This window comes from Saccharopolyspora sp. NPDC050389 (assembly GCF_040655595.1).
Lineage (GTDB): Bacteria > Actinomycetota > Actinomycetes > Mycobacteriales > Pseudonocardiaceae > Saccharopolyspora.
The window spans coordinates 1-26,342 of record NZ_JBFAKG010000011.1 but is presented as its reverse complement, the minus strand read 5'-3'; the positions used below and the strand labels follow the sequence as shown (position 1 = coordinate 26,342).

The following is a 26,342-nucleotide window of genomic DNA, read 5'->3' as shown; positions in this document are numbered from 1 at the left end:
ATGTCCACAATTGACCGCCGTGGACGTTTCGGAACCAACGCGCCTCGGGCAGCACGAACTCTCCGACGGGCGCCGCCTCGCCTGGGGCGAGTGGGGCCTGGCGGACGGCTTTGCCGTCCTGCTGTGCCCTGGAGTCGCGACCAGCCGACGGCTCGGGTTCGGCACCGATGTCGTCGATGCGCTGGGAATCCGGCTGGTCTCGGTGGACCGGCCCGGCCTGGGCGCCTCCGATCCCGCACCCGGGCGCACGCTCCGCGGCTGGGCCGACGACATCGCCGAATTCGCCGCCGGACGCGGCATCGACGATCTCGCGGTCGTCGGCTATTCGGCAGGCGGACCGTTCGCCCTGGCCTGCGCGGCGGCGGGTGTCGCGAGCCGAGCCGCCGTGGTCGCCGGGGCGGACGAGTTCGCGGTGCTCGGCGACGCTCTCCCAGGCGATCTGCGGAACATGGTCGAGGCGGTCACCGCCGATCCGGCGGCCGCCGAGGAGTCGTTCGCCGAGTTCGGCAGCCCGGACGCGCTGTGGAAGCTGATCGTCGCCTTCAGCCCGGAAGCCGACCTCGCCGTCTACCGGAATCAGCCGTTCGAACGCGTTTTCCGCCGGGCCATGGCCGAAGGTTTCGCGCAGGGCTCGGCGGGATACGCCCGCGACACCGCGCTGGCCATGAGCCGCTGGCCGTTCGCGGCGGAAGACATCCGCATCCCCGTCGACCTCTGGTACGGGCGGCTGGACACCAGCCCGAGCCACTCGCCCGATTCCGGCGCCACGCTGGCCAGGCGCATCCCGGACGCCCGGCACCACCTCGTCCCGGATGCGGGCGGTGCCCTGCTCTGGACGCACGCCGAGCAGATCCTCCGCGGCCTGGTGGGCGCCGACCGGTGAAAGCCGGCCGGCGCGGTTCGCCTACCTGCCGGTCAGCGCCCGGTCGACCAGGAACTCGGCCGCCGCGACCTCCGCCCCGGAGAGCACCTGCTCGGCTTCGGCGTTCTCGACGTCGTGCACCAGCCGGAGCTCCGCGTCCGCGATGCCGCAGAAGTTCGAAACACCCATGCGGAGCTGGACGTCCATCATCGCGGTCAGGCCGTTGGCCTCGTACGCCTCGCCCGATCCACCGGCCAGCCCCAGCCACAGCATGCGCTTCGCGGCCAGCCGAGATTCGGCACCGCCGTAGGCGAATCCGTGGTTCCAGACGCGGTCGATCCAGCCCTTGACGATGGCCGGCGGCGCGAACCACCACACCGGGAAGACCACCGCGATCGCGTCGGCTGCGTCGATGCGCGCCATGTGCGCGCGGACCTCTTCCGAGTAGGTCTTGCCGGGATCGTTCCAGTCCGGTTCGTCGGCCACGCCCAGGCGCGGGTCGAATTCCTCGGCGTACAGGTCGAGCAGGTCCACCTCGTACTGGGCGGCCTTCAACTGGCGGTGTACCCGGTCGGCCGCCTTGGCGGTCAGCGAGGCACCGCGCGGATGCGCGACGACGACGAGTGCCCGTTCTCCCTGGTGGGATGTCATTTCAGCAATCCTCCGAATTTTGCAGTCTGCAACAGTGCGGTTCGTCAGTCGCCCAGCCGGACGAGCATCTTGCCGGTGTTCGCGCCGCTCAAGACACCCAGCAACGCCTCGGGAGCCCGCTCGATTCATCGCTCCACTGTGGACTCCGCATGCAGGCTTCCATCCGCGAGCCACTCCGCGGCCTTGCCGATGTACTCGCCGAACCGGTGGAAGTGGCGACCGGTGAGCATGCCGCGCATCGTGATCTCCTTGCCCGCCAACTGGAAGTAGTTCCGCGGGCCCGCGGCCGGCGCCCCGGCGTTGTAGCCGCTGATGGCGCCCACCAGGGCGATCCGGCCACCGACGCGCATCGCGTCGATGGCGGCCTCCAGGTGCTCCCCGCCCACGTTGTCGAGGTAGACGTCGATGCCGTCGGGCGCGACGGTGTCGAGCTGTTCGGCGACCGGCGCGGCCCGGTAGTCGACGGCGGCGTCGAACCCGAACGCCTCGCGCAGCTTGCGCGCCTTGACCGGGCCGCCGGCCGAGCCGATCACCTTGGCGGCCCCGAACTTGCGGGCCAGCTGCCCGGCGATGCTGCCCACCGCCCCGGCCGCCGCGGGCACGAACACCACGTAGCCGGGCCGGACCGGCGCGATCTCGGTGAGCGCCACGTAGGCGGTCAGCCCGGTCGTTCCCAGCGGGCCCAGGTAGTCCTGCGGTTCGGCGATCGCGGTGTCGACCTGCTCGACCTCGGTCGCGTCCACGACCGCGAACTCGCGCCAGCCGAGCCAGTGCCGGACGGTGGCCCCGACCGGCACCTCCGGCGCTTCGGATGCGATGACCTCCCCGACCGCCGGCCCGTCCAGCACCTCGCCCACCCGGAACTGCGGCAGGTAGGTGACCTCCGGGTTCATCCGCTCCCGCATGTAGGGGTCGACCGACATCCAGGTGTTGCGCACCAGCACCTGCCCCGCGGCGGGAGCGGCCACCGGCGCCTCGGCGAGCGCGAAGTTCGCCGCGGTGGGCGCCTTGCCCGGCACCTCGGCCAGGCGGACCTCACGGCCGGCGCGTGGCTGGCTGTCGTTGCTCATCGCGTTTCCTTCCTGGAAGTCGTGGCCAGCTTGCGCGGCGCCGGTTGTGGTTCGTTTCGGGTTCGTTTGCGGCGCACCGTTATCGCAGGTCACCTCGCAGGACGCAGGTACTGTGGGCGACGTGCGTTTCGGGGTGCTGGGTCCGCTGGCGGCGTGGACGGACGACGGCACATCCGTGCACGTTCCCGAGGCGAAGGTGCGTGCCCTGCTCGCGGACCTGCTCGTCGCGGGCGGGCGGCTCCTTTCCACCGACCGGCTCATCGAGGACCTGTGGGGCGCGGCGCCGCCCGGCAAGCCGGTGCCCTCGCTGCGGGCGAAGGTCTCGCAGTTGCGGCGCGTCCTCGACGAAGCGGAACCCGACGGCCGCGGGCTCGTGGAGTTCCGCTCCGGCGGATACCGGCTGGCGGTCGACGCCGAAGCGGTCGACGCCGAAGCGGTCGACGCCGGCCGCTTCGCGGCCCTGACCGCGCGAGCCCGGGCCGCCGCCGACCAGCGCACCCGCGCAGCGCTGCTCACCGAGGCCCTCGACCTCTGGCGCGGCGAGGTCCTCGCCGACTTCGCCGGCGAACCCTTCGCGATGCCGGCCGCCACCGAGCTGCACGAGCAGCAGCTGGCCGCACGGGAAGACCGCGCGGCCGCACGCCTCGAGCTGGGCGAGCACGCCGAGGTCGTCACCGAGCTGGCCGGGCTCAGCGCCCGCCACCCGCAGCGGGAACGGCTGCACGCGCTCTACCTGCGCGCGCTGTACGGGTCGGGGCGGCAGGCAGAAGCGCTGAAGGCCTACGAGCGGCTGCGCAGCCAGCTCGCCGACGAACTCGGCGTCGACCCGAGCCCGGAGCTGTCCGCGCTGCACCAGTCGATGCTCCGGCAGGAGCCCCGGCTCAACGCGCCCCGCGGCGGCGGGCGCGGAAACCTGCCCGCGCCGGTGTCGGCGTTGATCGGCCGCGACGGCGCACCGGAGTCCGTCCGGGCCCTGCTCGACACCGAACGCCTGGTGACGTTGACCGGCCCCGGTGGAGTCGGCAAGACGCGGCTCTCGCTGGCGGCCGCGCACGCGGCGGCCGGCTCCTTCCCCGACGGTGTCTGGCTCGTCGAACTTGCTTCCGTCGACGCCGCCGCCGGAGTGGCCGGGGTGGCGGACGGCGTCGCCGCCGCGCTCGGGCTACGCGACGAAGTCAGCCGATCCGGCCTGAACGCGCCCGACCGGTTGTCGGAAGCCTTGCGCAACAAGCACCTCCTGATCCTCCTCGACAACTGCGAACACCTCGTCGACGCGGCGGCCGCGCTGGCCGACGGGCTGCTGGCGGCCGTACCCGGCCTGCGACTGCTGGCCACCAGCCGGGAACCGCTGCACCTGCCCGGCGAGCGCCTGTGGGCGGTGCCGACGCTCGACCCGCCCGCGCAGGCGACCCCGGAGTCGGTGCGGCAGTCCGGCGCGGCACGGCTGTTCATCGCCAGGGCGGTCGCCGCATCCCCCGGGTTCGCCCCGGACGGGCTCGGCGAAGCCGATGCGGCCGCGATCACGGCGATCTGCCGGCGCCTCGACGGGCTGCCGCTGGCGCTGGAACTCGCGGCCTCGCGAGTGCGCGGGCTCGGCGTGCGCGAGCTCGCCGCGCGGCTGGACGACCGCTTCGCCCTGCTGACCACCCGCAACCGCCGAGCCCCGACCCGCCACCAGACGCTGCGGGCAGTCATCGACTGGAGCTGGGACCTGCTGGAGCCGGCGGAGCAGATCGTCCTGCGCCGCCTGTCCGTGCACGCCGACGGCTGCACCCTCGCCGCCGCCGAGGCGGTCTGCGCCGACGAACGCGTACCCGCCGCCGAGGTCGTGGACGTGCTCGCGCGGCTGGTGGACCGCAGCCTGGTCACGGTGGGTTTCCCGGACGGCCGTCCCCGCTACCGGCTGCTGGAATCGGTGGCCGACTACAGCCGGGAACGGCTCGCCGAGGCGGCCGAAACCGACGAGCTCCGGCAACGGGCCCGCCGGTACCACGCCGCGTTCGCCGAGCGCGCCGACACCGGCCTGCGCGGTGCCGAACAACGCGACTGGTTGCGCAGCTTCGAGCCGGAACTGCCGAACCTGCGGGCAGCCCTCGACGATGCGCTCCACCACCAGGACGCGGTGGCGATCCGGCAACTGGCCGGCGCGACCTCCTGGTACCTGTTCCTGAAAGGACGGCTCCGGGAAGCGCACCAACTGCTGTGCACCGCCGGCGGGCATTCGGCCGTCCTGGCTGCCTGGCGGGACGGCATGGCCGTGCTGTCCGAAATGGACCGCCACGCGGCACGCGAGCGCCCCGGCATCGCCTCGGCCGTTGATCGGGCGAGGGCGGAGTGGTTCCTCGACTACGCCCACGTCGACCTCGGCGACTTCTCCGGTGGCACGGAAGTCCTCGACCGGGCATTGCGCGCCTGCCGGGCCGCCGACGACCGCTGGGGCGCGGCCGCGCTGCTGAGCAACCGCGCCCGGCGCGCGTTCGTGCGAGGCGACCTCGAGGCTGCTCGAACGGACGCCACCGAGTCGTTGGCGCTGTTCGGCGAGCTGGGCGACCAATGGGGACGGTTGCAGGCGACGGCCCCGCTGGCCGGGCTCGCCTCGATCACCGGCGACTACGCGCAGGCCGAGCGGATGCACCGCGACGGACTGCGAATCGCCGAGGACCTCGGCCTCTGGTCGGAGGCCGCCCACCAGCTCTCCGGGCTGGGCCGGATCGCGCTGCTGACCGGCGACCTCGCCGCCGCCGAGGCGCACCACCGGCGCGCGGCGGAGCTCGCCGCCGAGGTCAACGACCCGCAGGGAGAGGTCTACGCCGAATTCGGCCTCGCCCTGACCGCACGCCGCCAAGGCCGCCTGGACGACGCCGAACGCCTGTGGCAGCGCCAGCTGGCGTGGAGCCGCAAGGCCGCGGACGATCCGGGCGCCGCCCTGGCACTGTCCGAGCTCGGCTTCATCGCCGAACTGCGCGAGGCTCCCGAGACGGCGCGGAACCTCCACGCCGAGGGGCTGGCCCTAGCCCGCGGCACCGGCGATCCGCGCGCGGTCGCGCTGGCCCTGGAAGGGCTGGCCGGTGCGCGGGTGCTGGCTGGCGAGGCTGCGGCGGCAGCGCGGCTGCTGGGCCGAGCGGCGGCAGCGCGGGAGGCGGTCGGAGCGCCGCTACCGCCTGCGGAGCGCCACGACGTCGACCGGATCGCCGCGCGGGCGCGGAAAGCGGCGGGCGCCGAGGCGTTCGACGCGGAGTTCTCGGCCGGCCGCGCGATGGGCCCGGCACCGGCGCAGCACTTGTCCTGATCGGTGGGGTGCTCGTCCTTGAGGACATCCGCCGGAGCGGCCAGGCTCGATGACGTGGGCAGGCACGAAGTGGTCATCGCGGTCTACGACGGAGTCCAGCTGCTGGACGCCGCCGGGCCGCTGGAGGTCTTCGACGGGGCGTCTCGGCTCCTCGACGGCAGCTACCGGGTGCGCCTGGCGTCGCTGGGCGGGCGCGACGTGGTGACGTCGTCGCGGGTCCGGCTCGGCGTCGAAGTCGCGCTCGAAGAGATCGCCGACCTCGGCACCCTCGTCGTCGCGGGCGGCGAAGGCACCCACGACGCGATGTCCGACGCGGAGCTGATCGGCCAGATCCGCCGGCTGGCCGGGCGTGCCGAACGCATCACCTCGGTGTGCTCCGGCGCGTTCCTGCTGGCCGAGGCCGGTCTGCTCGACGGTCGCCGGGCGACCACGCACTGGGCGATGTGCCGCGAACTCGCGGCGTCCTACCCGACCGTGACGGTCGAACCGGACGCGATCTACGTCCGCGACGCCCCGCTCGTGACGGCGGCCGGGGTGACCGCGGGAGTCGATCTCGCGCTCGCGCTGGTCGAGGACGACCACGGCGCCGAACCGGCCCGCACGCTGGCCAAATGGCTCGTGGTGTTCCTGCAGCGGCCGGGCGGCCAGTCGCAGTTCAGCGTGTGGAGCGCGGCGCCGCCGGTGAACGACCGCGCGCTCCGCGAGCTGCTCGGCGACATCGCGGCGAACCCGGCCGGCGACTACGGCATCCCGGCGATGGCCGAGCGGCTGGCGATGAGCCCGCGCCACTTCACCCGCCTGTTCACCAAGGAAGTGGGCACCAGCCCCGGCCGGTACGTCGAGCGGGCGCGCGTCGAAGCGGCCCGCGCGCTGCTGGAGGCCGGCCGGGGCGGCGTCGCGAGGCGCTGCGGCTTCGGCAGCGCCGAAACCATGCGGCGGGCCTTCCTCCGCCAGCTCGGCGTCCCGCCGAGCGCCTACCGAGACCGTTTCCGCACCGCAGGATGAAGGAGTCCACAATGGACATCGCATTCGTGCTCTACGACAAGTTCACCGCGCTCGACCTGGTCGGCCCGTACGAGGCGCTGGCGGGCAACCCGGCCAGCACCCCGCACTTCGTCGCGGCGGGCCGCGACACCGTGCGCTGCGACTCGGGGCTGCCGATCCAGCCGACGACGACCTTCGCCGAACTCGACCGGCCCGACATCGTGGTCGTCCCCGGCAGCTCCGCCTGGCGCACGGCGCTGGACGACGAGGAGCTGGTCTCCTGGCTCGCCGCGGTGCACCCGAACACGACGTGGACGACGTCGGTGTGCACCGGATCGCTGCTGCTGGCGAAGGCCGGGATCCTGACCGGGAAGCGCGCGACGACGCACTGGACGGTGCGCGAGGTGCTGGGCGAGCTGGGCGCCGAGGTCGTCACCGACCGGGTCGTGTTCGACGGGAAGGTGGTGACCGGCGCCGGCGTGTCCGCGGGCATCGACATGGGACTGAGGCTGGCCTCCGAGCTCTGGGGCGAGGACGTCGCGAAGATGATCCAGCTGATGCTGGAGTACGACCCGCAGCCGCCGTTCGACACCGGCTCGCCGGAGAAGGCCGACCCGGCACTGCTGGCCGCCGCGCTGGAGCGGTAAGCCCTGCGCAACGCGGTTACGCTCGACGCCGTGGCACAGGATGAGCACCGCGTTTACGTCCTCCGGCACGGCACGACCGAATGGTCGCAGACCGGCCGGCACACCAGTCGTTCCGACATCCCGCTCACCGTCGAGGGCGAGCTGCGGGCACGGCAGGCCGGGCAGACGCTTTCCGCGTTGCGGCCGGCCGGGCCGGTCGTCGTGCTGGCGAGCCCCCGGCAGCGCGCCCAGCGCACGGCGGCGCTGGCGGGCCTGGCCGACGTGGTGACCGAACCGCTGCTCGCGGAGTGGGACTACGGCGACTACGAGGGCCTGACCACGCCGCAGATCCGCGAGACGGTCCCGGACTGGACGGTGTGGACGCAACCGTGCCCGGGCGGCGAATCCGCGGCGAACGTCACGGTGCGCGCCGACAAGCTGCTGGCCCGCATCGCCGACACCGACTCCGACGTGGTCCTGGTGGGGCACGGCCACTTCAGCCGCGGCCTGATCGCCCGCTGGCTGGGCCTGCCGACCACGTCGGGAGTGCACTTCGCGCTGGATCCGGCGGGAATCACGGTGCTGGGCCACGAGCGCGGCGTGCCGCAGGTGGAGCGGTCCAACATCCCGCCATGGCAGCAAGGCTGACCGGGCAATTCCGCCGCACCTGCGGTCACCGGTCCCGAATATCCTGGGGCCAAGTGACTCATGTGGAGGTATCGATGATCCGCCGGGCGACCCAAGCCGACGTGCCCGCCATGGTCGGGCTGGTGCACGAACTCGCGCTGTACGAGAAGGCACCGGAGCTGTGCCACCTGACCGAGCAGCAGCTGCGGGACGCGCTGTTCGGACCGGCACCCGCACTGTTTGGCCACGTGGCCGAAGTGGACGGTGCCGTCGTCGGACTTGCGCTGTGGTTCCTGAACTTCTCCACCTGGGAGGGCGTGCACGGCATCTACCTGGAGGACCTCTACGTCCGCCCCGAGCAGCGCGGTTCCGGCCTCGGCAAGGCGCTGCTGCAGGCCCTGGCGCAGGAGTGCGTCGAGCGCGGCTACGCGCGTCTGGAGTGGTCGGTGCTGGACTGGAACGAGCCCTCGATCAACTTCTACAAGGCGGCCGGGGCGATCCCGATGGACGAGTGGACCGTGTACCGGCTCACCGGCGACGCGCTGCGCACGTTCAGCGCCTGACGCTCACGCGTCGCGATCGGCGTCGGGGGCGGCGCCTGCGTAGAACGACCAGGCCCGCCCCTCCCGGTTGAACAGGAACCACAGCACGGCGATCGCAGGCACCGCGAGCACCAGCGCGATCACCGGCTGCCCGGACGGCCCGAACGCGTACCAGGCGGTGCCCAGCAGCAGCAGCTGCATCAGCAGCGCGGGCGTGCGCGCCCAGTGCTTGCCCTTCCACAGGCCGATGCCCGCGGCCAGCACGCCGGAAGCCAGCAGCGTGTAGTACCCGGCCTCGCCGAGCATCTGGCCGGGCTCGAACTGCCCAACACCGCCGACGTCGGACGAGGTGCTGCGAACCAGCAGGGCCACGACGAAGATCAATCCGGCCACCGCCTGCAGGGTAGTCAGGACACCCGCGATGCGGATGGTGCGCGGGACGACTTCGGTCGGCACGATCAGTTTCGCCTTTCCCGGAATCCACGTCGGTGACTCTGCGTACGCATCTTCGATGGTAATACCGCCCGAACGCCGCATGGCTGCGACCACCCTCACGCGCAATGATCGACTCATGGCTTCAGCGGCGGTCGGGGATATCGGGGTGTCCTCACGATCCGCCGTGTGCCCGGCAGGTACCGGCGGACGACGATCGGATGCGCTCCGGGGTTGCGCATCCGGGTTCCGCCGGATCTTGGTGGCGGTCAACGGCATGGCGCACCCGCTCCTGGTGTTTCAGCCCGCCGAACCCACCGCAGCCGGGCACGTGGGCCGGTCCCTGCGCGGCTCGCTGCGGAAGGGGGCGGTCCCGGAGAACTGACCCGCGGCATGCGCCTGCGTCGGCCCGCAACGGCCTCGCCTAGGCTGCGGTTGTGCGCGCCGTACTCGTCGTCAACCCGCAGGCGACGTCCACCACTGCGGCCGGCCGGGATGTCATCGCCCACGCGCTGGCCAGCGAGCTGAAGCTGGACGTCGTCGAAACGCAGTACCGGGGCCACGCCTCCGACACCGCGCGAGCGGCCGTGGAGGACGGCGTCGACCTGGTGATCGCGCTCGGCGGCGACGGCACGGTGAACGAGGTGGTCAACGGCATGTTCTCGGCCGCCGAGGGCAGCGACCGGGCGATGCCGACGCTGGGCGTGGTGCCCGGCGGCTCGGCGAACGTGTTCGCCCGCGCGCTCGGCCTGCCCAGGGATCCGGTCGAGGCCACTCACCGGTTGCTGCGGGCGGTGGCCGAGGGCAGCGGCCGACGGGTCGGGCTCGGCAAGGCCGACGACCGCTGGTTCACCTTCAACGCCGGCGTCGGCTGGGACGCCGAGGTCGTCGCCGAGGTCGAGCGGTTGCGCTCCCGCGGCCAGAACGTGACGCCCGCCCTGTACGCGCGCACCGCGTTGAGCTGCTACTTCAGCATGGCACGCCGGTCCCCGATGATCAGCTTGCAAATCGGTCACGAAGAACCGATCGATCAGTTACACAGCGTGTTCGTCTCGAACACCGATCCGTGGACGTATCTCGGGTCACGTCCGGTGCGTATGAGCCCGGACACCACCTTCGACACTGGCCTCGGCGTTTTCGCACTGCACAACATGAACGCTTACCCAGTGTTACAACATGTAGCGCAGATGCTACGCGGTAGAGGGAAACCACACCCGAGAAACTCAATTCAGCGTGCGGACGCGGGGTATCTCCGCGTAACCTGTACGGAGCCGTTGCGCCTGCAGGTCGACGGCGACTGCCTGGGCGAGCGTTCGGCGATCGAGTTCTTCTCCGTCCCGGACGCTCTCCGCGTCGCTGTATAACCTTCTTGTAACGGATGAACGTAGTTGTCGACTCGCGACCCCCGTCTGCGACCGATGACACACCGAAACCCCAGGTCAAGCCCTATCGATCTTTCAGGTGAGTTCCCTCACCACGCGAGATCGAACTCTTGACATCGCGGCAGTTCGTGAAAGCATTCACAAGCACACGGACTCCGTGAAAGCATTCACAAACACCCCGAACAAAACGAGCGGCGCGCATGGGCGCGCCTAGCGAGGAGCAAGGAACGATGGACTGGCGCCACGATGCGGTTTGCCGTGACGAGGACCCGGAGCTGTTCTTCCCCGTTGGGAACAGCGGTCCTGCTGTGCTGCAGATCGCCGAGGCGAAGGCCGTTTGCCGCCGTTGTCCGGTCGCCTCCGAGTGCCTGGCTTGGGCACTGGAGAGCGGGCAGGACGCCGGCGTATGGGGCGGTATGAGCGAGGACGAGCGTCGCGCGCTCAAGCGGCGCAACTCTCGCACCCGGGCTCGCACCAACGCCTGAGTCGCGAACTCGCTGAAAACGTGCCGGTGCGGTCGCACCCCCGGCGGCCGACCGCACGTTTTCGCCCCGGTCGAACGAACGGCCATCGCACCTGACAGAAGCAAAACCCCGACGAGACCCGGCCGATCCGCGTCGATGTCGGTCCCGGCAACACCCGCCGAGCTCTCCACCGGATGAGCTGACGGTCACCGGGAAACCGACCCGATCGGCCACGACCCGCCACCCGACCGGCGAGTCACCGGATATCGATGCACCAGCGCGGCGCCCGGCCAACGGGTCGACGTCAGCGCCGGTACTTCAGAGGCACCCGCAGCACCGCCTCGGTACCGGGTTGCCGACCGCGACCGCGCAAGCTCAACGACCCTCGGAGCTCGGATTCCACGAGGGTCCGCACGATCTGCAGGCCGAGACGTTCGGCGCGTTCGAGGGAGAAACCCTTCGGCAGGCCGCGACCGTCATCCGAGATGACGACGTCCAGCCAACGCGCCGAACGCTCCGCCTGCACAACGACTTCGCCGCCCTGCCCTTCCGGGAAGGCGTGCTCGAAAGCATTCTGGACCAACTCGGTCAGCACCATCACCAGTGGCGTGGCCAACTCGGCCGACACCACGCCGAACCGTCCCTCGCGGCGCACCTTGACCCCGGTCTCGGCCACGGCGACGTCGCTCATCATCGGGATCACGCGGTCGACGACGTCATCGAGGTCCACCCGCTCGTCCACCGACATCGACAGAGTCTCGTGCACCAGCGCGATCGACGTCACCCGCCGGACCGACTCGTCCAGCGCGAGCCGCGCCTCGGTGTTCCCGGTGCGGCGCGACTGCAGCCGCAGCAGCGCGGCGACCGTCTGCAGGTTGTTCTTGACGCGGTGGTGGATCTCGCGGATCGTCGCGTCCTTCGACATCAACGCGCGGTCGCGGCGTTTGACCTCGGTCACGTCGCGGACCAGGACCAACGCACCGGCCTGCTGGCCGCGGGGCCGCAGCGGCAGCGCCCGGAACAGCACCGTCGCGCCCCGGGCCTCGGCCTCGATGCGCATGCTGGGCTGACCGCTCATCGCCCGGCGGACGCGCTGCGCCACCTCGTCGGCGTCGAACGGATCGTTGAGCAGCGACCGGGTCAGCGGCGCGAGCTGCGCCCCGACCAGATCCGCGGCGTGGCCCATCCGGTGGTAGGCCGACAGCGCGTTCGGGCTGGCGAAAACCACCGTGCCCGAACTGTCCAGGCGAATGAGCCCGTCGCCGACCCGCGGGCTGGTGTGCACGTCGGGCGCCGGCTCCGGAGTCGGGAAGGTGCCGTCCGCGACCATCTGGCACAGGTCGGCGGCGCTGCCCAGGTAGGAGATCTCCAGCGGCGACGGCACCCGCGGCACGGCCAGGTTGGTGTCCCGGCTGAGCACCGCGACGATCTCGTCCGCCAGCTTCACCGGGATGGTCTCGCGGCGCACCGGCACGCCCAGGTGCCAGCGCGGGTCCTCCTCGCGGCAGATCCGGCCCTCCAGCGCGGCGCGGCGCAGCTGCGGGTGCTCGTCCTGGGTGACCTCGGTGCCGACCACGTCTTCCGGGTGGGCCGTGGGCGCCGTCGTCGGCCGTGCCTGCGCCACGCACAGGAACCGGCTTTCCGGCGCGTCCTGCGGCCCGATCGGAACCCAGAGCAGGAAGTCGGCGAACGACAGGTCGGAGAGCAGCTGCCACTCGGCGACCACGAGCTGCAGGTGGTCGGCGGCGGTGCCGGACAACCCGGTGTGCTCGGCGAGCAGATCACTCAGCGTGGACAAGATCCGCCTCTCTGGGTCGGCGCGGTCGCGTCATTCCACGACCGCGATGAGATCGCCTTCCTGGACCACGTCTCCCGGCTTGACCGCAACCGTACTGACCGTCCCCGACACCTCGCTGAGCACCGGGATCTCCATCTTCATGGACTCCAGCAGCACCAGCGAGTCGCCGTCGTTGACCGAGTCGCCCTCGGCGACCGACACCGTCATCACGTTGGCGACCATCTCGGCGCGGATCTCCTCGGCCATGCTCTCCTCCTCGTCGCGGACCCGGTGGGCCCCTGATTAGGAAACCACGACCGGAACCACCCGCCGGCGGCAGGTAGCGGACATGTCAAACTGGATGCTCGAAACCCCAGCGGAGACCGGGTGGTCGTGAAGACTCGCTAACGGTCGGACTGGTCGGACGAACTTTAGGGAGTTGCCATGGGTAAGCGGGCCCGCAAGAAGAAGGACCGGCGCAAGAACAAGGCCAACCACGGCAAGCGCCCCAACGGCTCGTGAGCGCGACGGCACCAGCCGTCGAAAGCCCGAATGGCCCCGGACCGCACTGGTCCGGGGCCATTCGTCGTCTTGCGGGTCATTCCGCCGAGGTTCGCTTCGCCCGCACTTCCACCGAGGTGCCTTCGGGGCCGCGCTCGACGGTCACCTCCGCCTTCTGCAGGACGGCCTCGCGGATGGAGGCCCGCAGCCGATCCTTCAGCTCCGTGGGCGCGTGCTCACCGCTGCACTTGCGGTGCAACAACGCCTTGATGTGCTCCTCGATGCCGAAGTGCTCGAGGCAGCTCCCGCACCCGTCGAGGTGCTGCTGCACGGCGGCGCGCCGCTGCTGGTCGCACTCGTTGTCGAGGAACAGCCACACTTCAGCGAGCACGTCCTCGCAGGAGGCTTCGTCCGGCCCACCGCAATTCATTTGGTGCTCACCTCCCGCTGGTTCTGCCGCAAGAAGCCGCGATCACGGGCGACATCGGTGAGCATCTCACGCAGCTGCCGGCGACCACGGTGCAGCCTCGACATCACGGTGCCGATCGGGGTGCCCATGATCTCGGCGATCTCCTTGTAGGCGAAGCCTTCCACGTCCGCGAGGTAGACGACCATGCGGAACTCTTCGGCCAGCTGCTGGAGAGCGGCCTTCACATCGGTGTCCGGCAGCCGGTCGAGCGCTTCGACCTCGGCCGAGCGCAGTCCGCTGGAGGTGTGGTTCTCGGCCTGTGCGAGCTGCCAGTCGGCGATCTCGTCGGTCGGCTGCTGCTGGGGCTGCCGCTGCCGCTTGCGGTAACCGTTGATGTAGGTGTTCGTGAGGATCCGGTACAGCCAGGCCTTGAGGTTCGTGCCCTGCGCGAACGACTTGAACGCGGAGAAGGCCTTGAGGTACGTCTCCTGGACCAGGTCCTCGGCGTCCTGCGCGTTGCGGGTCATCCGCAGCGCCGCGCCGTAGAGCTGGTCCAGCAGCGGCATCGCGTCCTGCTCGAAGCGGGTCGCGCGCTGCTCGTCGGTCTCCTCACCGCGGTCGACCACGGCGGAGTCGACCGGTGCATCGGTGTCGGCAGTACTGAGCCGCCCGGCATCGCCGGGCCGCCCGGTTGCGTCCGGGTGCTCTGGGGTGCTTGGCACCGGGCTCCTTTCCCGCCGCCTGGACGAGGTGACTGCAGGCGACGAATCCATGCGATCTTTCGCATGGTCCGCATTCGAGGATACCCGTGCTCGCCAGCTATTTCCCGGTGGTGACAGCAGTGCACGCTCGGGGCGGTCCAACACGCAGGTGTTCGTCGAGTCCATCGTCACGACCGGTCCAACGCAATGGGCGCCGGGCGTTATTCCGGCCTTCTAAAGTGACGCGCATGGCAGGCAAGGGCACTCCGGCTACTGCGCTGTTGAGCAAACGGCGCATCCCGCACCAGGTTCACGCGTACGAACACGATCCACGCGCCGAGTCGTTCGGCCTGGAAGCCGCCGAGGCGCTCGGCCAGCCGCCGGAACGGATCTTCAAGACTCTGGTCGCGGAGGTCGACGGCAAGCTCGCCGTGGGCGTGGTCCCCGTCACCGGCCAGCTCGACCTCAAGGCGCTCGCCTCCGCCGTCGGCGGGAAGAAGGCGAAGATGGCCGAGATCGCCGACGCCGAACGTGCCACCGGCTACGTCGCGGGCGGAATTTCCCCGCTCGGCCAGAAGAAACGGCTTCCGGTCGTGATCGACACGTCGGCGACCGGATTCGACACGATCTATTGCAGCGCCGGGCGGCGGGGCCTGGAGATCGAGCTGGCGGCCGACGATCTGGTCCGGCTGCTCGACGCCCGCGTCGCCGACATCGCCGGCTGACCGCCCCGGGGGAGCGGACGGGCCGCTCCCCCGGGCGTGGTGCGGCTGCCACGCAACAGCCGCACCTGGGCCCGGACAGGCCGGGGCATCCTCCTGCCCGGGAGCATCGACGAAATCACAGCCGAATTCGCTGTTCGCAGATCGATTCACATCCGACCGCGATTCCGGCGCGATCGGGAGAAACAAATCCCCGCAGTCCCGCACCGATGTTGCGGCATCCGGGCAGAGCCGGCAACGCGGCGATTTTCGGCAGACGATTCGGCCGCCGGAAATCGTGCCCCCGGTCACAACGATTTCGAGAACCGGCGGCTGGGCCTAGGCCTTGTCGAGTTGGTCGGCCAGGTCGGCCAGGCCGTCGGCGTGCAGGTCGAACCGGTCCGAAGAGGTGGGCGGGTCGCCGACGGGGCGGGCGACATAGGCGGTGCGCAGGCCGAGGGCTTGTGCACCGCGCAGGTCCCAGGCGTGGGCGGCGACCATCAGCAGTCGCTCCGGCGGTCGTCCGGAGACGGTGACGGCCAGCCGGTAGACCGCTGGGTCCGGCTTGTAGGTCCGGGCGTCTTCGGCGGATATGGCCTGGTGCCAGCGCAGCCCGGCGTGGGCGTTGAGTCCCAGCAGCGCCGTCCGGCTCGCGTTGGAGAGTCCGATCAGCGGGAACCGTTCGGCGAGCCGGGCGAGCCCTGCCACGGTGTCGGGCCACGGCGGGAGCCGGCGACCGGACAGGGCCAGCGCCGCTACAGCTGTCGGGTCGTCGACTCCGGCGGCGTCGGCGACGAGCCGGGCGGCTTCCCGGTCGAGGATGTCGCTGGTGAGGTAGGGCCGGGCTCCGTCGAGGATGCGACGCTGCTCGCGTTCGATGTGCTGCTGCCACAGCGACAAGAGCCGCTCGATCCTGGGCTCGTCGAGCGACGGGTCAAGTTCACGAATGCCGGCGCGGATACCGGCGGGTTCGTCGACGAGCGTGCCGAGCACGTCGAACACGACGACATCGATTTCCAGCTCTGACATGGGTGAGGTCTCCTGGGCGAAGCAGGGGCGTGGGCGACGGTCACCACTCCTCGCCCACGTAGCCGGGACAGATCGCATCGGCTACGCATGTAAGGGCTAAAGTGGTTGTTAATCGAACGTAGTGGGAGGTTCGTAGAGGATGCAAGTTGCGTTGGACGAATACGCCTGGGCTGCGGGGGTCGCGACCGAGCTGGTCAACACGACGGCCGAGGTCTGGCGCGGCGACGACCACCTGCCCGACCTGGCCGCCCTCGTCGCGTTCACCGAGCTGCACGGCGACCAGCCCGGAAGGGACGGCGTTCCCGGCGAGCTGTCCGAACTCGCCCGCCGCGGACGCACAGCCGACCTTCATGCGATCCACGCACTTCGGACGACCGTGCGCGACCTGATCGATCACCCCGACCGCGACTACCTCATCGCCGGCGCCACCACGCTCACCTCGCCCGCCCAGGGCGCGACGCTGATCCCCGATCCCGCACACGAGAACCGCACGCGCTGGGCCGCCCCGCTCCGCGACGGTGCAACCGTCGCCGACGCCCTCTCGTTGATCTGCGGCATCGGCATCCTCGGGGTCGTGCACACCCTCGGTGAGCAGCGATTCCGCCCGTGCGGCGCGCCCACCTGCCGGGGAGCGTTCATCGACACCACCCGGCCCGGTCGCCGCCGCTACTGCATGCCCGGCCTGTGCGGCAACCGCATCAACGTCGCCAACCACCGCGCCCGCCAAGCCGCAGCGCGCGATGCGGGTCCCATGAGCGAGTGACCGACAGCCGCCGCGGCTCCGTCCACGATCCGCCGGACAGGCCCTAGTCCATGAGGCGGAGAACCCGGCCGAGCCACTCCTGCGCGGCGCGGAAGACGGCGTCCACGTCGGCCTTCAGCGAGTGGTCGCCGGGCACCAGCACCACCTCGCGGTTGTGCGACGGTTCCGGCTGGCCGAACGCGTCCCGCTCGCCCTGCACCACCAGCACCGGGGCCTCCACCCCGTCGAGCTCGCCCAGCCGCGACTTCTCCGGCTTGCCGGGCGGGTGCACCGGGAACGCCAGGCACAGCACCGCCGAAGCAGCGCCCGCCTCCGCCGTGCGGCAGGCGACGCGCGCCCCCGAGGACCTGCCGCCGAAGATCAGCGGGAGATCCGCGAACCAGCGCTCGCCGAGGTCCTCCACCACGGCGAGCCAGGCCGCGTCCAGCTGCTTGGCCGGAGCGGGCGCCCGGCGGCCGGCCACCCGGTAGGGCTGCTCGACCAGCGCCACGTGCACGCCGGCTTCGGTTGCGGCCCTCGTCACCGCCACCAGGTCGGGCGCGGCGATCCCACCACCGGCGCCGTGCCCGAGCAGCAGCGCGGCGCGGCCCTCTTCGGCGCAGTGCAGCTCGGCCCTGGCCGGGCCGTGCGGCGTCTCGACCTCGACCCTGGTCATGACTCGAACAACGCGGCTTGTTCGGCGGGCGCGGGCACCGGCTCGACCCGTTCCAGCAGGTCCGGATGGTTGTTGCGCATGCTGTTCACCTCGGTGGAGACGGGGTGGATCGCCAGTTCGGCGAGCACCTCCGGTTCGGGTTCCAGCAGGTCCGCGATCTCGGTGCGCTGCGGATCGAGCCAGTCGGCCCAGCGGTGCCTCGGCAGCACCAGTGGCATGCGGTGATGGATGTCGGCGAGCTCGCCGACGGCATCGGTGGTGACGACCGCGCAGGTCACCAGCGGCTGGTCGGTCGAATTCGGCGCCCACCACGCGGAGAACACCGCGGCCATCGCCAGGCTCTCGTCGTCCTCGCGAGTGCACAGGTAGGGCTGTCGCCGCTGGTCACCGGGCCGCCACTCGTACCAGCCGGTGGCCGGCATCAGGCAGCGGCGACGCCGCGCCGAGTCCGCGAAGGCCGGCTTGGTGGTGATCGACTCGGCGCGCGCGTTGATCATCGGCGGGCCGCTGCCGACCTCCTTCGCCCAGGTCGGCACCAAGCCCCAGCGCACCGGGCGGACGCTGCGCTCGGCGCCGCGCTGCACGACGATCGGCACCGTCTTGGTCGGCGTCACGTTGAAGTCCGCGCCGACGGCTCCGGCCGTACGATCCAGCGCCGCGAATTCCTCGGCCAGCGCCGCCGGGTCGTGCTGGACGGCGTACCGACCACACATCAGAACTCACCCCGCGACCGAACCGCTCACTTCACTTCCGGGTCCAAACCTACCGCCTGCGGTTGCGCATCGAGCGACACGCGTTCCAGGAGTTCGGCGCCGTTGTTGCGGACGTTGTTGACCGCGGTCGACACCGGGCGGATCTCCAGGCCGTCGACCAGTTCCCGCGACGGCGCGCCGAGCAGGTCGGCGACGTCCGGCAGGTCCGGGTCGAGCCACTGCTCCCACGCCGTCGCCGGCAGCAACAACGGCATCCGGTCGTGCACCTCGGCCAGCTGCCCGAGCGCGCTGGTGGTGAGCACCGAGCAGGTCACCAGCGGCGGCGCGTCCTCGGCCTGCGGGTCGCGCCAGGTGGCGTAGATGCCGGCCATCGCCAGGCTGGCGCCGTCCGGGGAGGTCATGAAGAACGGCTGCTTGCGGCCGCCCTCGCGCTTCCACTCGTACCAGCCGTCGGCGGGCAGCAGGCAGCGGTAGCGCTTGATCGACGTGCGGAAGGCCGGCTTGGTCGTCACCGTCTCCGACTTGGCGTTGATCATCCGGCTGCCGATGGACTTGTCCTTCGCCCACATCGGCACCAGGCCCCACCGCATCACCCGGATGGAGCGTTCGGTTCGATCGAGCTCGCGATCACCGGCATCGTCTCGGGGATGCCGCTGCACCACGGTGAACACGTTCTTGGTCGGCGCGACGTTGAAATCCGCTCCCGGGGCGGCTCCGCCGGTGGCGTCCAGCGCCGCGAATTCGGCCGCGAGCTTGCCCGGATCCTTCGTGGAGGCGTACCTGCCGCACATGCCTGGTCGGACCTCCATCGCCTCGTAGTGGAACGGTCGACCTCATCCTGTCAGGCCGCATCGCCGCAGGCGAGCGGCATGGCCGGATTGCCCCCACCGCTGAAATCGGGGAGCCGGGTGGGGGATCATTGCCCTATGACCCAGCTCTGGCCTGCTCCGCTCGCCCACGGCGCGGTGCGCGCGACCGTCCCGGTGCCCGGTTCGAAGTCCATCACCAACCGCGCGCTGGTGCTCGCCGCGCTCGCCGACGGCCCGTCGACGCTGCGCGCCCCGCTGCGCAGCCGGGACACCGAGCTCATGGCCGGGGCGCTGCGCGCCCTCGGGGTCGAGGTGCAGGACGGGCCGGACGGCTCCTGGCAGGTCGCGCCGGGCACGCTGCAGGGACCGGCCGAGGTCGACTGCGGCCTCGCCGGCACGGTCATGCGGTTCGTGCCGCCGGTGGCGGCGCTCGCCGCCGGCCGGATCACCTTCGACGGCGACCCGCAGGCTCGCCAGCGGCCGCTGGGCACGGTGCTCGACGCGCTGCGCGAGCTGGGCGCCGACATCAGCGGCAACGCGCTGCCGTTCGACGTGCACGGCACGGGGAAGCTCGCCGGCGGCACGGTCACCATCGACGCGTCCGCGTCGTCGCAGTTCGTCTCCGGGCTGCTGCTTTCCGCGCCGCGGTTCGAGCAGGGCGTCACGGTGCTGCACGAAGGCGAGCCGGTGCCGTCGCTGCCGCACATCGAGATGACCGTGGCGATGCTGCGCGCCGCCGGTGTCGACGTCGACGACCGGGAACCGAACACCTGGCGGGTGGCGCCGGGCGAGATCCGCGCGCTGGATGTCGAGATCGAACCCGACCTGTCCAACGCCACCCCGTTCCTAGCCGCCGCGGCGGTGACCGGCGGCACCGTGACCGTGCCCGGCTGGCCGGCGCAGACCACGCAGGCCGGCGACGCCATCCGCGACATCCTGAGCCAGATGGGCGCACAGGTGCAGCTCACCGCGGCCGGGCTGACCGTCGCCGGCCCCGCCGAGCTCACCCCGATCGACATCGACCTGCACGACGTCGGCGAGCTCACCCCGACCGTCGCCGCGCTGGCCGCGTTCGCCACCGGCCGCTCGCGGCTGCGCGGCATTGCGCACCTGCGCGGCCACGAGACCGACCGGCTCGCCGCGCTGCAGAACGAGCTCAACAAGCTCGGCGGCGCGGTCGAGCAGACCGAGGACGGGCTGCTCGTCGAGCCGCGGCCGCTGACCGGCGGGAACTGGCATTCCTACGCCGACCACAGGATGGCCACGGCCGGCGCGATCCTCGGGCTGAAGGTGCCCGGCGTGATCGTCGAGGACGTCGCGACGACCGCCAAGACGATCCCCGACTTCCCCGGGATGTGGGCGGCGATGCTCGGGGAATCGGCGTGAGCGCGGGGGCGGTCTGATGCGCAAGCGCGGTTGGCGGGATCTGGACGAATCCGATGTGCGGGTGCGCCCCGGGCGCCGGGGCAGCCGGCCGCGCAGCAAGCAGCGCCCCAAGCACGAGGACGCCGCGGCGGCGATGGTCGTCGCGGTCGATCGCGGCCGGTGGACCTGCGCGCTGGACGGGAATCCGGACCGGCTGGTCACCGCCATGCGGGCGCGCGAGCTCGGCCGCACGCCGGTGGTGGTCGGCGACCACGTCGACCTGGTCGGCGACATCTCCGGCAAGCCCGACACGCTGGCCCGGATCGTGCGGGTCGCCGACCGCACCAGCGTGCTGCGCCGCACCGCCGACGACACCGACCCGTACGAGCGGGTCGTGGTCGCCAACGCCGAACAGCTGATCATCGTGGCCGCGCTCGCCGATCCGCCGCCGCGACCCGGCTTCATCGACCGCTGCCTGGTCGCCGCCTACGCGGGCGGGCTGACCCCGGTGCTGTGCCTGACCAAGGCCGACCTCGCCGATCCCGGCGAATGGATCGACACCTACTCCTCCCTCGACATGCCGATCACGATCACCCGCCAGGATTGCGAACCCGAGGAACTGCGCGCGCTGCTCGCGGACCGGGTGTCCGCGCTGGTCGGCCACTCCGGCGTCGGCAAGTCCACATTGGTCAACCGGCTGGTCCCGGCGGCCGACCGGGCGACCGGCGAGGTCAGCGGGGTCGGCAAGGGCCGGCACACCTCGACCTCGGCGGTCGCGCTGCCGCTGCCGGGGCGGGGCTGGGTGGTGGACACCCCGGGCATCCGCTCGTTCGGCCTGGCGCACGTCACCGCGGACGACGTGATCGCCGCGTTCGAAGGCTTCGCCGAAGCGGCCGAGGAATGCCCGTCGAACTGCGGCCACCTCGGCGGTTCCGACGATCCGGACTGCCACCTGGACACCTACGCCTCCGACGGGGGCAGCGTCGAGCAGCTCGCCTCGCTGCGCCGCCTGCTTCGCTCCCGGGCCGGGCTCGACGAGGCCTGATCCCCCGAACGGGACTTGATCGTCCCCTGTGGTGTGACGAGATCGTTGTTAGCGTGGATCTCGGCGTCCGACGCGGAGCGTTTTCCCTTGACCGCGCGGACGATTCGGCCACCGCACGCTGACACGGCCCGAGGAGCTCGCCCGATGCCACGAGCCAGCACCAGGACCGCGGTGTTCTCCGCCGGTCTCACCCTGATCGCCGCGCTAGGCGCCTGCGGCGCCGAACCACCTCCGCGGACCGGGCGGCTGATGGCCGCCCGGCCCGACCCGCGCCCGCGGGCAGATGCCATGTTGTCGCAGGTCATCGGCAAGGTCAGCGAACGCGGGAGCGTGCACAGCAGCGTGCGCGGAAGCCTTGGCGTGGTGGGCGAACTGACCGCCGAGGGCGCCGTCCGCTACCGGGGCCCGAACGCCGATCTCGCCTTCGAAGGCCAGACCCGGACGCCCGGCAACCGATCACCGCAGCGCCTCTCACTGTCCATCATGGATGGTGTCGGCTACCTGAGAACACCGCTGGTGCGGCCCGAACCGGACAAGCCCTGGCTCAAGATCACGCCCGGCGGCACCGACTTCGGCGACAAGCTCCTCGGCCCCGCGCTGGACCAGCTGCACGATGCCGTCGACCCGCGCGCCGCCTTCACCGGCGTCGAGCCCGCCACCCGCATCCAGACCAGCGCGCCCGACACCGTCGACGGCAGGCCCACCACCCGCTACGACCTGCGGATCATCACGTCGCAGGCCGCCGACGTGGCCGGCGATCCGCAGCAGCGCGACCGGTTCCGGCAGGCCGCCGACGCCGGGGAACCGGAACTCGGCTACCAGCTGTGGCTCGACGATTCCGGCCTGCCCGCGCGGTTCGCGGCCAACCAGGAAGTCGCCCAGGCCGGCGAGGTGTCGCTGACCTCGACCTACCGAGACTGGGGCGCACCCGCCGAAATCCCGGTCCCGCCGGCCGCGCAGATCGGCGTTTTCGACGACCTGCCGCCGCAGGCCCAGCAGCCGCCGCGTTGACCGCACTTCGCGCAAAGCACCCGAAAAAGGCATGAAGAACTGTTACTTTCTGGGCATTGCAATCTTCATGCAGAGAGGAATTCCCGTGCGCCGCACCACAGTCGCCCTAACCGCAGCAGCATTGGCGATCACCCTGGGCGCCTGCAGCCAGGGCGGCTCCCCAGCCACTCCGGACAACGCCGGCCAGGAGCAGACCGGGAGCTCCAGCGCCCCGTTCAAGGACATCTCGTCGCTGATCAGCTCGGCGAAGTCCAACATGGACGAGAAGAAGACCGTGACGGTGTCCTTCGAGGGCACCGGCGCCGTCCAGGGCCTCGGCTCCACGAAGTGCCAGCTCGACATCGCGCAGACCGCGATGGCCTGCACCGGAGCGACCGAGATGGTGTTCACCCAGGACGGGATGTACATCAAGAGCCCGGAGCTGGCGCAGATCTCCGGCGACCCGAGCAAGCCGTGGCTGAAGATGGCCGCCAACGACTCGATGGCGCAGCAGCTCGGCCAGCTGGGCAAGATCAACGACTTCGAGGCCATGCTGCCGCCCGGCTCCAACATCACCTCCAGCGCCAAGGAGCAGGTCGACGGCCAGGACGCGACCCGCTACGAGATCGTGACCGACCTCAAGGCGGCCGCCGCCGGCGCCAAGCCCGAGGAGAAGCCGGCGTTCCAGGCGCTGGTCGACGCCGGGGTCACCGAGCTCAAGCAGACCGTGTGGGTGGACGCCGAGGGCCTGCCGCTGAAGGCCAACTCGACCACGCCCGCCCTCACCGTGGCCGGCCAGCAGATCCCCGAGTCGACCATGACGGTGCGCTACAGCGACTGGGGCAAGCCGGTCCAGATCACCGTGCCGCCGGCCGACCAGGTCCAGGAAAAGCGCTGACGCCGCGGTGCGGCCCGAGGCGACTCGCCCCGGGCCGCACCATCCGGTCTCGACGACCGGCTACATCAGTTCCAGCAGGAACGGCACTTCTTGCGGGGCGTACCAGGCGAGTTCGTGGTCTTCGGCCTCGCCCAGGGTGAAGCCCGCGTCCGGATCGCCGAGGTCGGCGGCGTCGATGACCTCCGCCGCGGCGCGCACCGCGTCCTCCGCTTCCGTGGCGTCCACGTGCACCGCCGCGATCTGCTTCCACTGCACCGGCCCGGACACCTTCACCACGGCGTGGTCCAGGTCGGGCCGCAGCGTCACGTCGTCGACGTCGACGGAGATCACCACCCGGCGGAGCTCGACCTTCTCGCCCGCGCCCAGGTCACCACCGATCAACCGCAGCGACGCTCGAGCGGCCTCCCGCATCGCCGCGTACTCCAGCTCCTCCGTGTCACCACTGGCATAGGACTCGCGTAGCGCCGGCGTCAACGCGAACGCCGTCCCACCCAGCGGCTGCAGCTGCTTCTCCTCCACCAGTCGCCGCAACATCGGCACCGTGGCGGGCAGGTAAACCCTCATGCGTCGACCGTCCCGATCATCTCGTCCACTGCTTCTCCGATCATCGCCGCCAACACGTCCACATCGGGCATCGCATCCCGATCCGCGTTCAACCCGAAGTACACGCCGCCGTCGTAGGAGGTAACGCCTACCGACAGCGACTGGTTCTTGGCCAACGGCACCACCGGGAACATCTCCATCATCCTCGCCCCCGCCGCGTACAACGGCACCTGCGGTCCCGGCACGTTGGTCACCAGCACGTTGAACAACCGGTCGGAGAACTGGTTCGCGACCCGCGCCCCCAACGCGTGCAGGGTCGGCGGCGCGAACCCGGACACCTTGACCAGCGCACCGGCCGCCACCGACTGGCCGGACTCCGCGTGCGCGCGCATGGCATGGCTGACCTGGTGCAGCCGGACGATGGGATTCCCTTCCCCCACCGGCAGATCCACCAGATAGGCCGACACCTTGCTGCCGACCGAGCCGACCGGCAGGCTGCCGGTCTCCGGGTACGTCGCGCGCGCCTCGGCGTCGTCGGAGCGCACCGACACCGGCACCATCGCGCGCAGCGTCGTCGACGGCGCCACCACTTCACCGCGGGACAACAACCAGTTCCGCAGCGCGCCGGTCACCACGGCCAGCACCACGTCGTTGACGGTGCTGCCGTGAGCCTGGCGGACGGCGCGGAAATCGTCGAGCTTGGCCCGCGCGACGGCGAACCGGCGCTGGGTCGAGGTCGGTGCGTTCAACGGCCCACTCGGCGCCGGCACCACCGCGGTGCGCAGCGCCGAGGCGACACCGCCGAGCGCCCGCGTGATCTTCTGAACCGTCGCGGTGGCGTCGACCACCGCCGCCCGAACGTTCTCCACCACCTCGCCGGGCCGCTGCACGGCGTCGGTCATCGCCTCGACCACCAGCTCCGCGAGGCTCGGTTCCGGGCGCGGCATCCACAGCTCATCGGCATCCGGAACCTGCCGGTTGCGCTCCACGTCCAGGATCACCTGACCGATGTCGATCGCGCCGATGCCGTCGACCATCGCCTGGTGCGTCTTGGTGATCACCGCCACCCGGTTCTTGGACAGGCCCTCCACCAGGTAGATCTCCCACAGCGGCCGGCTCGGGTCGAGCTTGCGGGACATCAACCGCGCGGCCAGGTCGTGCAGCTGATCGTCGCTGCCCGGCTTGGGCAGCGCCGACCGCCGCACGTGGTACGTGATGTCGAAGTCCTGGTCGTCGACCCACACCGGGCGGACGAGCCCGCCCGGAACCTGCATCACCCGCTGCCGGTAGCGCGGCACCAGCCCCAGTCGGCGGTCGATCAACGCCAGCACCTTGTCGTAGTCGAACCCGGTGCGCGGGCGCCGGAACACCGCGACGCCGCCGACGTGCATCGGCGTCGTGTAGTCCTCCAGGTAGAGGAACGAGGCGTCGACTGCGGAGAGACGATCGGACATGACCGCGATCCTGGCACACGAGCCGCCGGATCCCGAGGGGTTCCAGTCGAGGAGGGCGCGGCGGAGCATGTGACACTTGGAAGCGTGACCAGCGAAGTTTCCCCTAAAGATCGATTCGTCACCGTTTACGGCCGCAAGCCGGTGCTGGAGGCGTTGACGGACTACGACCTGCGCGTGGACAAGGTGATCCTCGCCGAGGGGCTGCGCGGCTCGATCATCGAGGAGATCAAGGACGCCGCCGCCGACCGCGCCGTGCGGGTCCAGCGGGCAAGCGCGCACCGGGTGAAGGTCCTGGCCGGGAACGGCCGGCACGACCAAGGCGTGGTGGCCGACGTGGTGGCGCGGAAGATGCGTCCGCTCTCGGACGCGCTCGCCGATCCCGCGCACGCACCGCGAACCATCCTGCTGCTCGACGGCCTGACGACACCGGCGAACGTCGGCATGATCCTGCGCACCGCGACCGCGGCCGGAGTCGACGGCATCGTGGTGCCGCACCGGGGCGTCGCCAGCCTCGACCCGCTGGTCATCAAGGCCTCGGCCGGAGTGGCGTTCCACGCCCCGGTCCTGCGGACCCGGACCGCCGGCGAGGCGGCGGAACTGCTGACGGAGGCGGGCTACCCGTTGTTCGCGCTGGAGGCCTCCGCCGAGGAGAGCATCTTCGACGCCGACTTCGGATCGCGCGCGGTGTTCGTGCTGGGCAGCGAAACCGCCGGGCTTTCGGAAGACGTGCAGACGCGCATCGCGCAGCCGTTGGCCATTCCGATGGCCGGCGGCGTGGAGTCGCTCAACGTCGCCAGCGCCGCGGCGGTGCTGTGCTTCGAACTCCTTCGCCGCAAGCTGACTTCCTGAGCCGTTGATGGGTGGTGATCGGTCGCTATCGCGGCCGTCCACCACCCACGACGACAGCTCGTCGATAACAAAAAGAAGGGGCTCCCTCTTTCGTTTCCGAAAGAGGGAGCCCCTTTAAATAGTGTGTCGGCGGTGTCTTACTCTCCCACACCCTGTCGAGTGCAGTACCATCAGCGCTGGGGAGCTTAGCTACCGGGTTCGGAATGGGACC

General features: G+C 71.1%; 28 protein-coding genes and 1 rRNA gene. 15 read left to right on the top strand and 14 right to left on the bottom strand.

The annotated features are described in order from the left end of the window. Positions 1 to 19: 19 nt before the first annotated feature. Positions 20 to 883 (top strand): alpha/beta hydrolase, encoded by an 864-nt coding sequence (locus AB0I53_RS09455; RefSeq protein WP_358599055.1) that lies wholly within the window; start codon positions 20 to 22, stop codon positions 881 to 883. A gap of 21 nt (positions 884 to 904) precedes the next feature. On the opposite strand, the gene AB0I53_RS09450 is transcribed toward AB0I53_RS09455, so the two are convergent. Both AB0I53_RS09450 and AB0I53_RS09445 read right to left on the bottom strand, forming a co-directional pair. Then, positions 905 to 1,513 (bottom strand): NAD(P)H oxidoreductase, encoded by a 609-nt coding sequence (locus AB0I53_RS09450; RefSeq protein ID WP_358599052.1) that lies wholly within the window; start codon positions 1,511 to 1,513, stop codon positions 905 to 907. 125 nt (positions 1,514 to 1,638) lie between these two features. After that, entirely contained in the window at positions 1,639 to 2,583 is a 945-nt protein-coding gene (locus AB0I53_RS09445) for an NADP-dependent oxidoreductase (RefSeq protein WP_358599049.1), read from the bottom strand. A gap of 112 nt (positions 2,584 to 2,695) precedes the next feature. Between AB0I53_RS09445 and AB0I53_RS09440 the strand changes: the two genes are divergently transcribed. From AB0I53_RS09440 to AB0I53_RS09420, 5 genes are all read left to right on the top strand, one after another. Continuing rightward, positions 2,696 to 5,872: a BTAD domain-containing putative transcriptional regulator gene (locus tag AB0I53_RS09440; RefSeq protein WP_358599046.1), complete on the top strand. Its 3,177-nt coding sequence runs from the start codon at positions 2,696 to 2,698 to the stop codon at positions 5,870 to 5,872. A 54-nt stretch (positions 5,873 to 5,926) separates the two neighbouring features. Continuing rightward, entirely contained in the window at positions 5,927 to 6,877 is a 951-nt protein-coding gene (locus AB0I53_RS09435) for a GlxA family transcriptional regulator (RefSeq protein ID WP_358599043.1), read from the top strand. A gap of 11 nt (positions 6,878 to 6,888) precedes the next feature. Next, positions 6,889 to 7,503, top strand: a complete 615-nt coding sequence (locus AB0I53_RS09430; protein ID WP_358599040.1) for a DJ-1/PfpI family protein — start codon at positions 6,889 to 6,891, stop codon at positions 7,501 to 7,503. Between the two features lie 30 nt (positions 7,504 to 7,533). Further along, positions 7,534 to 8,130 carry an acid phosphatase gene (locus tag AB0I53_RS09425; protein ID WP_358599037.1) on the top strand — a complete coding sequence of 199 codons (597 nt, stop codon included), beginning with the start codon at positions 7,534 to 7,536 and terminating at the stop codon, positions 8,128 to 8,130. A gap of 74 nt (positions 8,131 to 8,204) precedes the next feature. Further along, a complete protein-coding gene (locus AB0I53_RS09420; RefSeq protein ID WP_358599034.1) occupies positions 8,205 to 8,672 on the top strand; it encodes a GNAT family N-acetyltransferase in 468 nt (155 codons plus the stop codon). A 3-nt stretch (positions 8,673 to 8,675) separates the two neighbouring features. Here the strand turns inward: AB0I53_RS09420 and AB0I53_RS09415 are convergent, their stop codons facing one another. Next, positions 8,676 to 9,107 (bottom strand): hypothetical protein, encoded by a 432-nt coding sequence (locus tag AB0I53_RS09415; RefSeq protein ID WP_358599031.1) that lies wholly within the window; start codon positions 9,105 to 9,107, stop codon positions 8,676 to 8,678. A 413-nt stretch (positions 9,108 to 9,520) separates the two neighbouring features. Here AB0I53_RS09415 and AB0I53_RS09410 point away from each other — a divergent pair, with 413 nt between their 5' ends. Both AB0I53_RS09410 and AB0I53_RS09405 read left to right on the top strand, forming a co-directional pair. Beyond that, positions 9,521 to 10,447 carry a diacylglycerol kinase family protein gene (locus AB0I53_RS09410; RefSeq protein ID WP_358599029.1) on the top strand — a complete coding sequence of 309 codons (927 nt, stop codon included), beginning with the start codon at positions 9,521 to 9,523 and terminating at the stop codon, positions 10,445 to 10,447. A 248-nt stretch (positions 10,448 to 10,695) separates the two neighbouring features. Further along, positions 10,696 to 10,950 carry a WhiB family transcriptional regulator gene (locus AB0I53_RS09405; protein WP_358599026.1) on the top strand — a complete coding sequence of 85 codons (255 nt, stop codon included), beginning with the start codon at positions 10,696 to 10,698 and terminating at the stop codon, positions 10,948 to 10,950. A 283-nt stretch (positions 10,951 to 11,233) separates the two neighbouring features. Here AB0I53_RS09405 and AB0I53_RS09400 read toward each other — a convergent pair whose 3' ends face one another. The 4 genes from AB0I53_RS09400 to AB0I53_RS09385 all read right to left on the bottom strand — a co-directional run bounded on the left by AB0I53_RS09400 (position 11,234) and on the right by AB0I53_RS09385 (position 14,338). After that, on the bottom strand, positions 11,234 to 12,727 hold the full coding sequence (locus AB0I53_RS09400) for a histidine kinase N-terminal domain-containing protein (protein WP_358599024.1): 1,494 nt from the start codon (positions 12,725 to 12,727) through the stop codon (positions 11,234 to 11,236). A gap of 30 nt (positions 12,728 to 12,757) precedes the next feature. Then, entirely contained in the window at positions 12,758 to 12,973 is a 216-nt protein-coding gene (locus AB0I53_RS09395) for a biotin/lipoyl-binding carrier protein (protein WP_358599021.1), read from the bottom strand. 331 nt (positions 12,974 to 13,304) lie between these two features. Beyond that, positions 13,305 to 13,637 (bottom strand): mycothiol system anti-sigma-R factor, encoded by a 333-nt coding sequence (gene rsrA / locus AB0I53_RS09390; protein WP_358599018.1) that lies wholly within the window; start codon positions 13,635 to 13,637, stop codon positions 13,305 to 13,307. Further along, the gene (locus tag AB0I53_RS09385) at positions 13,634 to 14,338 is read right to left on the bottom strand and encodes a sigma-70 family RNA polymerase sigma factor (RefSeq protein ID WP_358599015.1); all 705 of its coding nucleotides are present in this window, start codon (positions 14,336 to 14,338) and stop codon (positions 13,634 to 13,636) included. Before AB0I53_RS09385 ends, rsrA begins: the two co-directional genes overlap by 4 nt. Before the next feature lie 227 nt (positions 14,339 to 14,565). Here AB0I53_RS09385 and ybaK point away from each other — a divergent pair, with 227 nt between their 5' ends. Beyond that, positions 14,566 to 15,042: a Cys-tRNA(Pro) deacylase gene (gene ybaK / locus AB0I53_RS09380; RefSeq protein WP_358599012.1), complete on the top strand. Its 477-nt coding sequence runs from the start codon at positions 14,566 to 14,568 to the stop codon at positions 15,040 to 15,042. Positions 15,043 to 15,357: 315 nt separating this feature from the next. Here the strand turns inward: ybaK and AB0I53_RS09375 are convergent, their stop codons facing one another. After that, positions 15,358 to 16,047, bottom strand: a complete 690-nt coding sequence (locus AB0I53_RS09375) for a haloacid dehalogenase type II (RefSeq protein ID WP_358599009.1) — start codon at positions 16,045 to 16,047, stop codon at positions 15,358 to 15,360. A gap of 139 nt (positions 16,048 to 16,186) precedes the next feature. On the opposite strand from AB0I53_RS09375, the gene AB0I53_RS09370 reads away from it, so the two are divergent. Then, on the top strand, positions 16,187 to 16,810 hold the full coding sequence (locus AB0I53_RS09370) for a CGNR zinc finger domain-containing protein (protein WP_358599007.1): 624 nt from the start codon (positions 16,187 to 16,189) through the stop codon (positions 16,808 to 16,810). A gap of 43 nt (positions 16,811 to 16,853) precedes the next feature. On the opposite strand, the gene AB0I53_RS09365 is transcribed toward AB0I53_RS09370, so the two are convergent. From AB0I53_RS09365 to AB0I53_RS09355, 3 genes are read right to left on the bottom strand one after another with little or no spacing between them, the layout of a single operon-like run. Further along, entirely contained in the window at positions 16,854 to 17,465 is a 612-nt protein-coding gene (locus AB0I53_RS09365) for an alpha/beta family hydrolase (RefSeq protein ID WP_358599004.1), read from the bottom strand. Then, positions 17,462 to 18,178: an SOS response-associated peptidase gene (locus AB0I53_RS09360; protein WP_358599000.1), complete on the bottom strand. Its 717-nt coding sequence runs from the start codon at positions 18,176 to 18,178 to the stop codon at positions 17,462 to 17,464. Before AB0I53_RS09360 ends, AB0I53_RS09365 begins: the two co-directional genes overlap by 4 nt. Positions 18,179 to 18,204: 26 nt before the next feature. After that, on the bottom strand, positions 18,205 to 18,969 hold the full coding sequence (locus tag AB0I53_RS09355; protein ID WP_358599383.1) for an SOS response-associated peptidase: 765 nt from the start codon (positions 18,967 to 18,969) through the stop codon (positions 18,205 to 18,207). Between the two features lie 135 nt (positions 18,970 to 19,104). Between AB0I53_RS09355 and aroA the strand changes: the two genes are divergently transcribed. The 4 genes from aroA (at position 19,105) to AB0I53_RS09335 (ending at position 23,285) form a co-directional block, all read left to right on the top strand. Further along, entirely contained in the window at positions 19,105 to 20,373 is a 1,269-nt protein-coding gene (gene aroA, locus AB0I53_RS09350) for a 3-phosphoshikimate 1-carboxyvinyltransferase (RefSeq protein WP_358598997.1), read from the top strand. A gap of 16 nt (positions 20,374 to 20,389) precedes the next feature. Further along, positions 20,390 to 21,397, top strand: coding sequence for a ribosome small subunit-dependent GTPase A (gene rsgA, locus AB0I53_RS09345; RefSeq protein WP_358598994.1), 1,008 nt, complete (start codon positions 20,390 to 20,392; stop codon positions 21,395 to 21,397). A gap of 144 nt (positions 21,398 to 21,541) precedes the next feature. Further along, on the top strand, positions 21,542 to 22,408 hold the full coding sequence (locus tag AB0I53_RS09340) for a hypothetical protein (RefSeq protein WP_358598991.1): 867 nt from the start codon (positions 21,542 to 21,544) through the stop codon (positions 22,406 to 22,408). 85 nt (positions 22,409 to 22,493) lie between these two features. Further along, positions 22,494 to 23,285 carry a hypothetical protein gene (locus AB0I53_RS09335; protein ID WP_358598988.1) on the top strand — a complete coding sequence of 264 codons (792 nt, stop codon included), beginning with the start codon at positions 22,494 to 22,496 and terminating at the stop codon, positions 23,283 to 23,285. 60 nt (positions 23,286 to 23,345) lie between these two features. Here the strand turns inward: AB0I53_RS09335 and AB0I53_RS09330 are convergent, their stop codons facing one another. Both AB0I53_RS09330 and AB0I53_RS09325 read right to left on the bottom strand, forming a co-directional pair. Continuing rightward, on the bottom strand, positions 23,346 to 23,849 hold the full coding sequence (locus tag AB0I53_RS09330; protein ID WP_358598985.1) for a hypothetical protein: 504 nt from the start codon (positions 23,847 to 23,849) through the stop codon (positions 23,346 to 23,348). After that, entirely contained in the window at positions 23,846 to 25,282 is a 1,437-nt protein-coding gene (locus AB0I53_RS09325; protein ID WP_358598984.1) for a wax ester/triacylglycerol synthase family O-acyltransferase, read from the bottom strand. Before AB0I53_RS09325 ends, AB0I53_RS09330 begins: the two co-directional genes overlap by 4 nt. 84 nt (positions 25,283 to 25,366) lie before the next feature. Here AB0I53_RS09325 and AB0I53_RS09320 point away from each other — a divergent pair, with 84 nt between their 5' ends. Then, positions 25,367 to 26,131, top strand: coding sequence for an RNA methyltransferase (locus AB0I53_RS09320; RefSeq protein ID WP_358598981.1), 765 nt, complete (start codon positions 25,367 to 25,369; stop codon positions 26,129 to 26,131). 124 nt (positions 26,132 to 26,255) lie between these two features. On the opposite strand, the gene rrf is transcribed toward AB0I53_RS09320, so the two are convergent. After that, positions 26,256 to 26,342: ribosomal RNA gene (gene rrf / locus AB0I53_RS09315) — 5S ribosomal RNA — on the bottom strand; the annotation flags it as partial.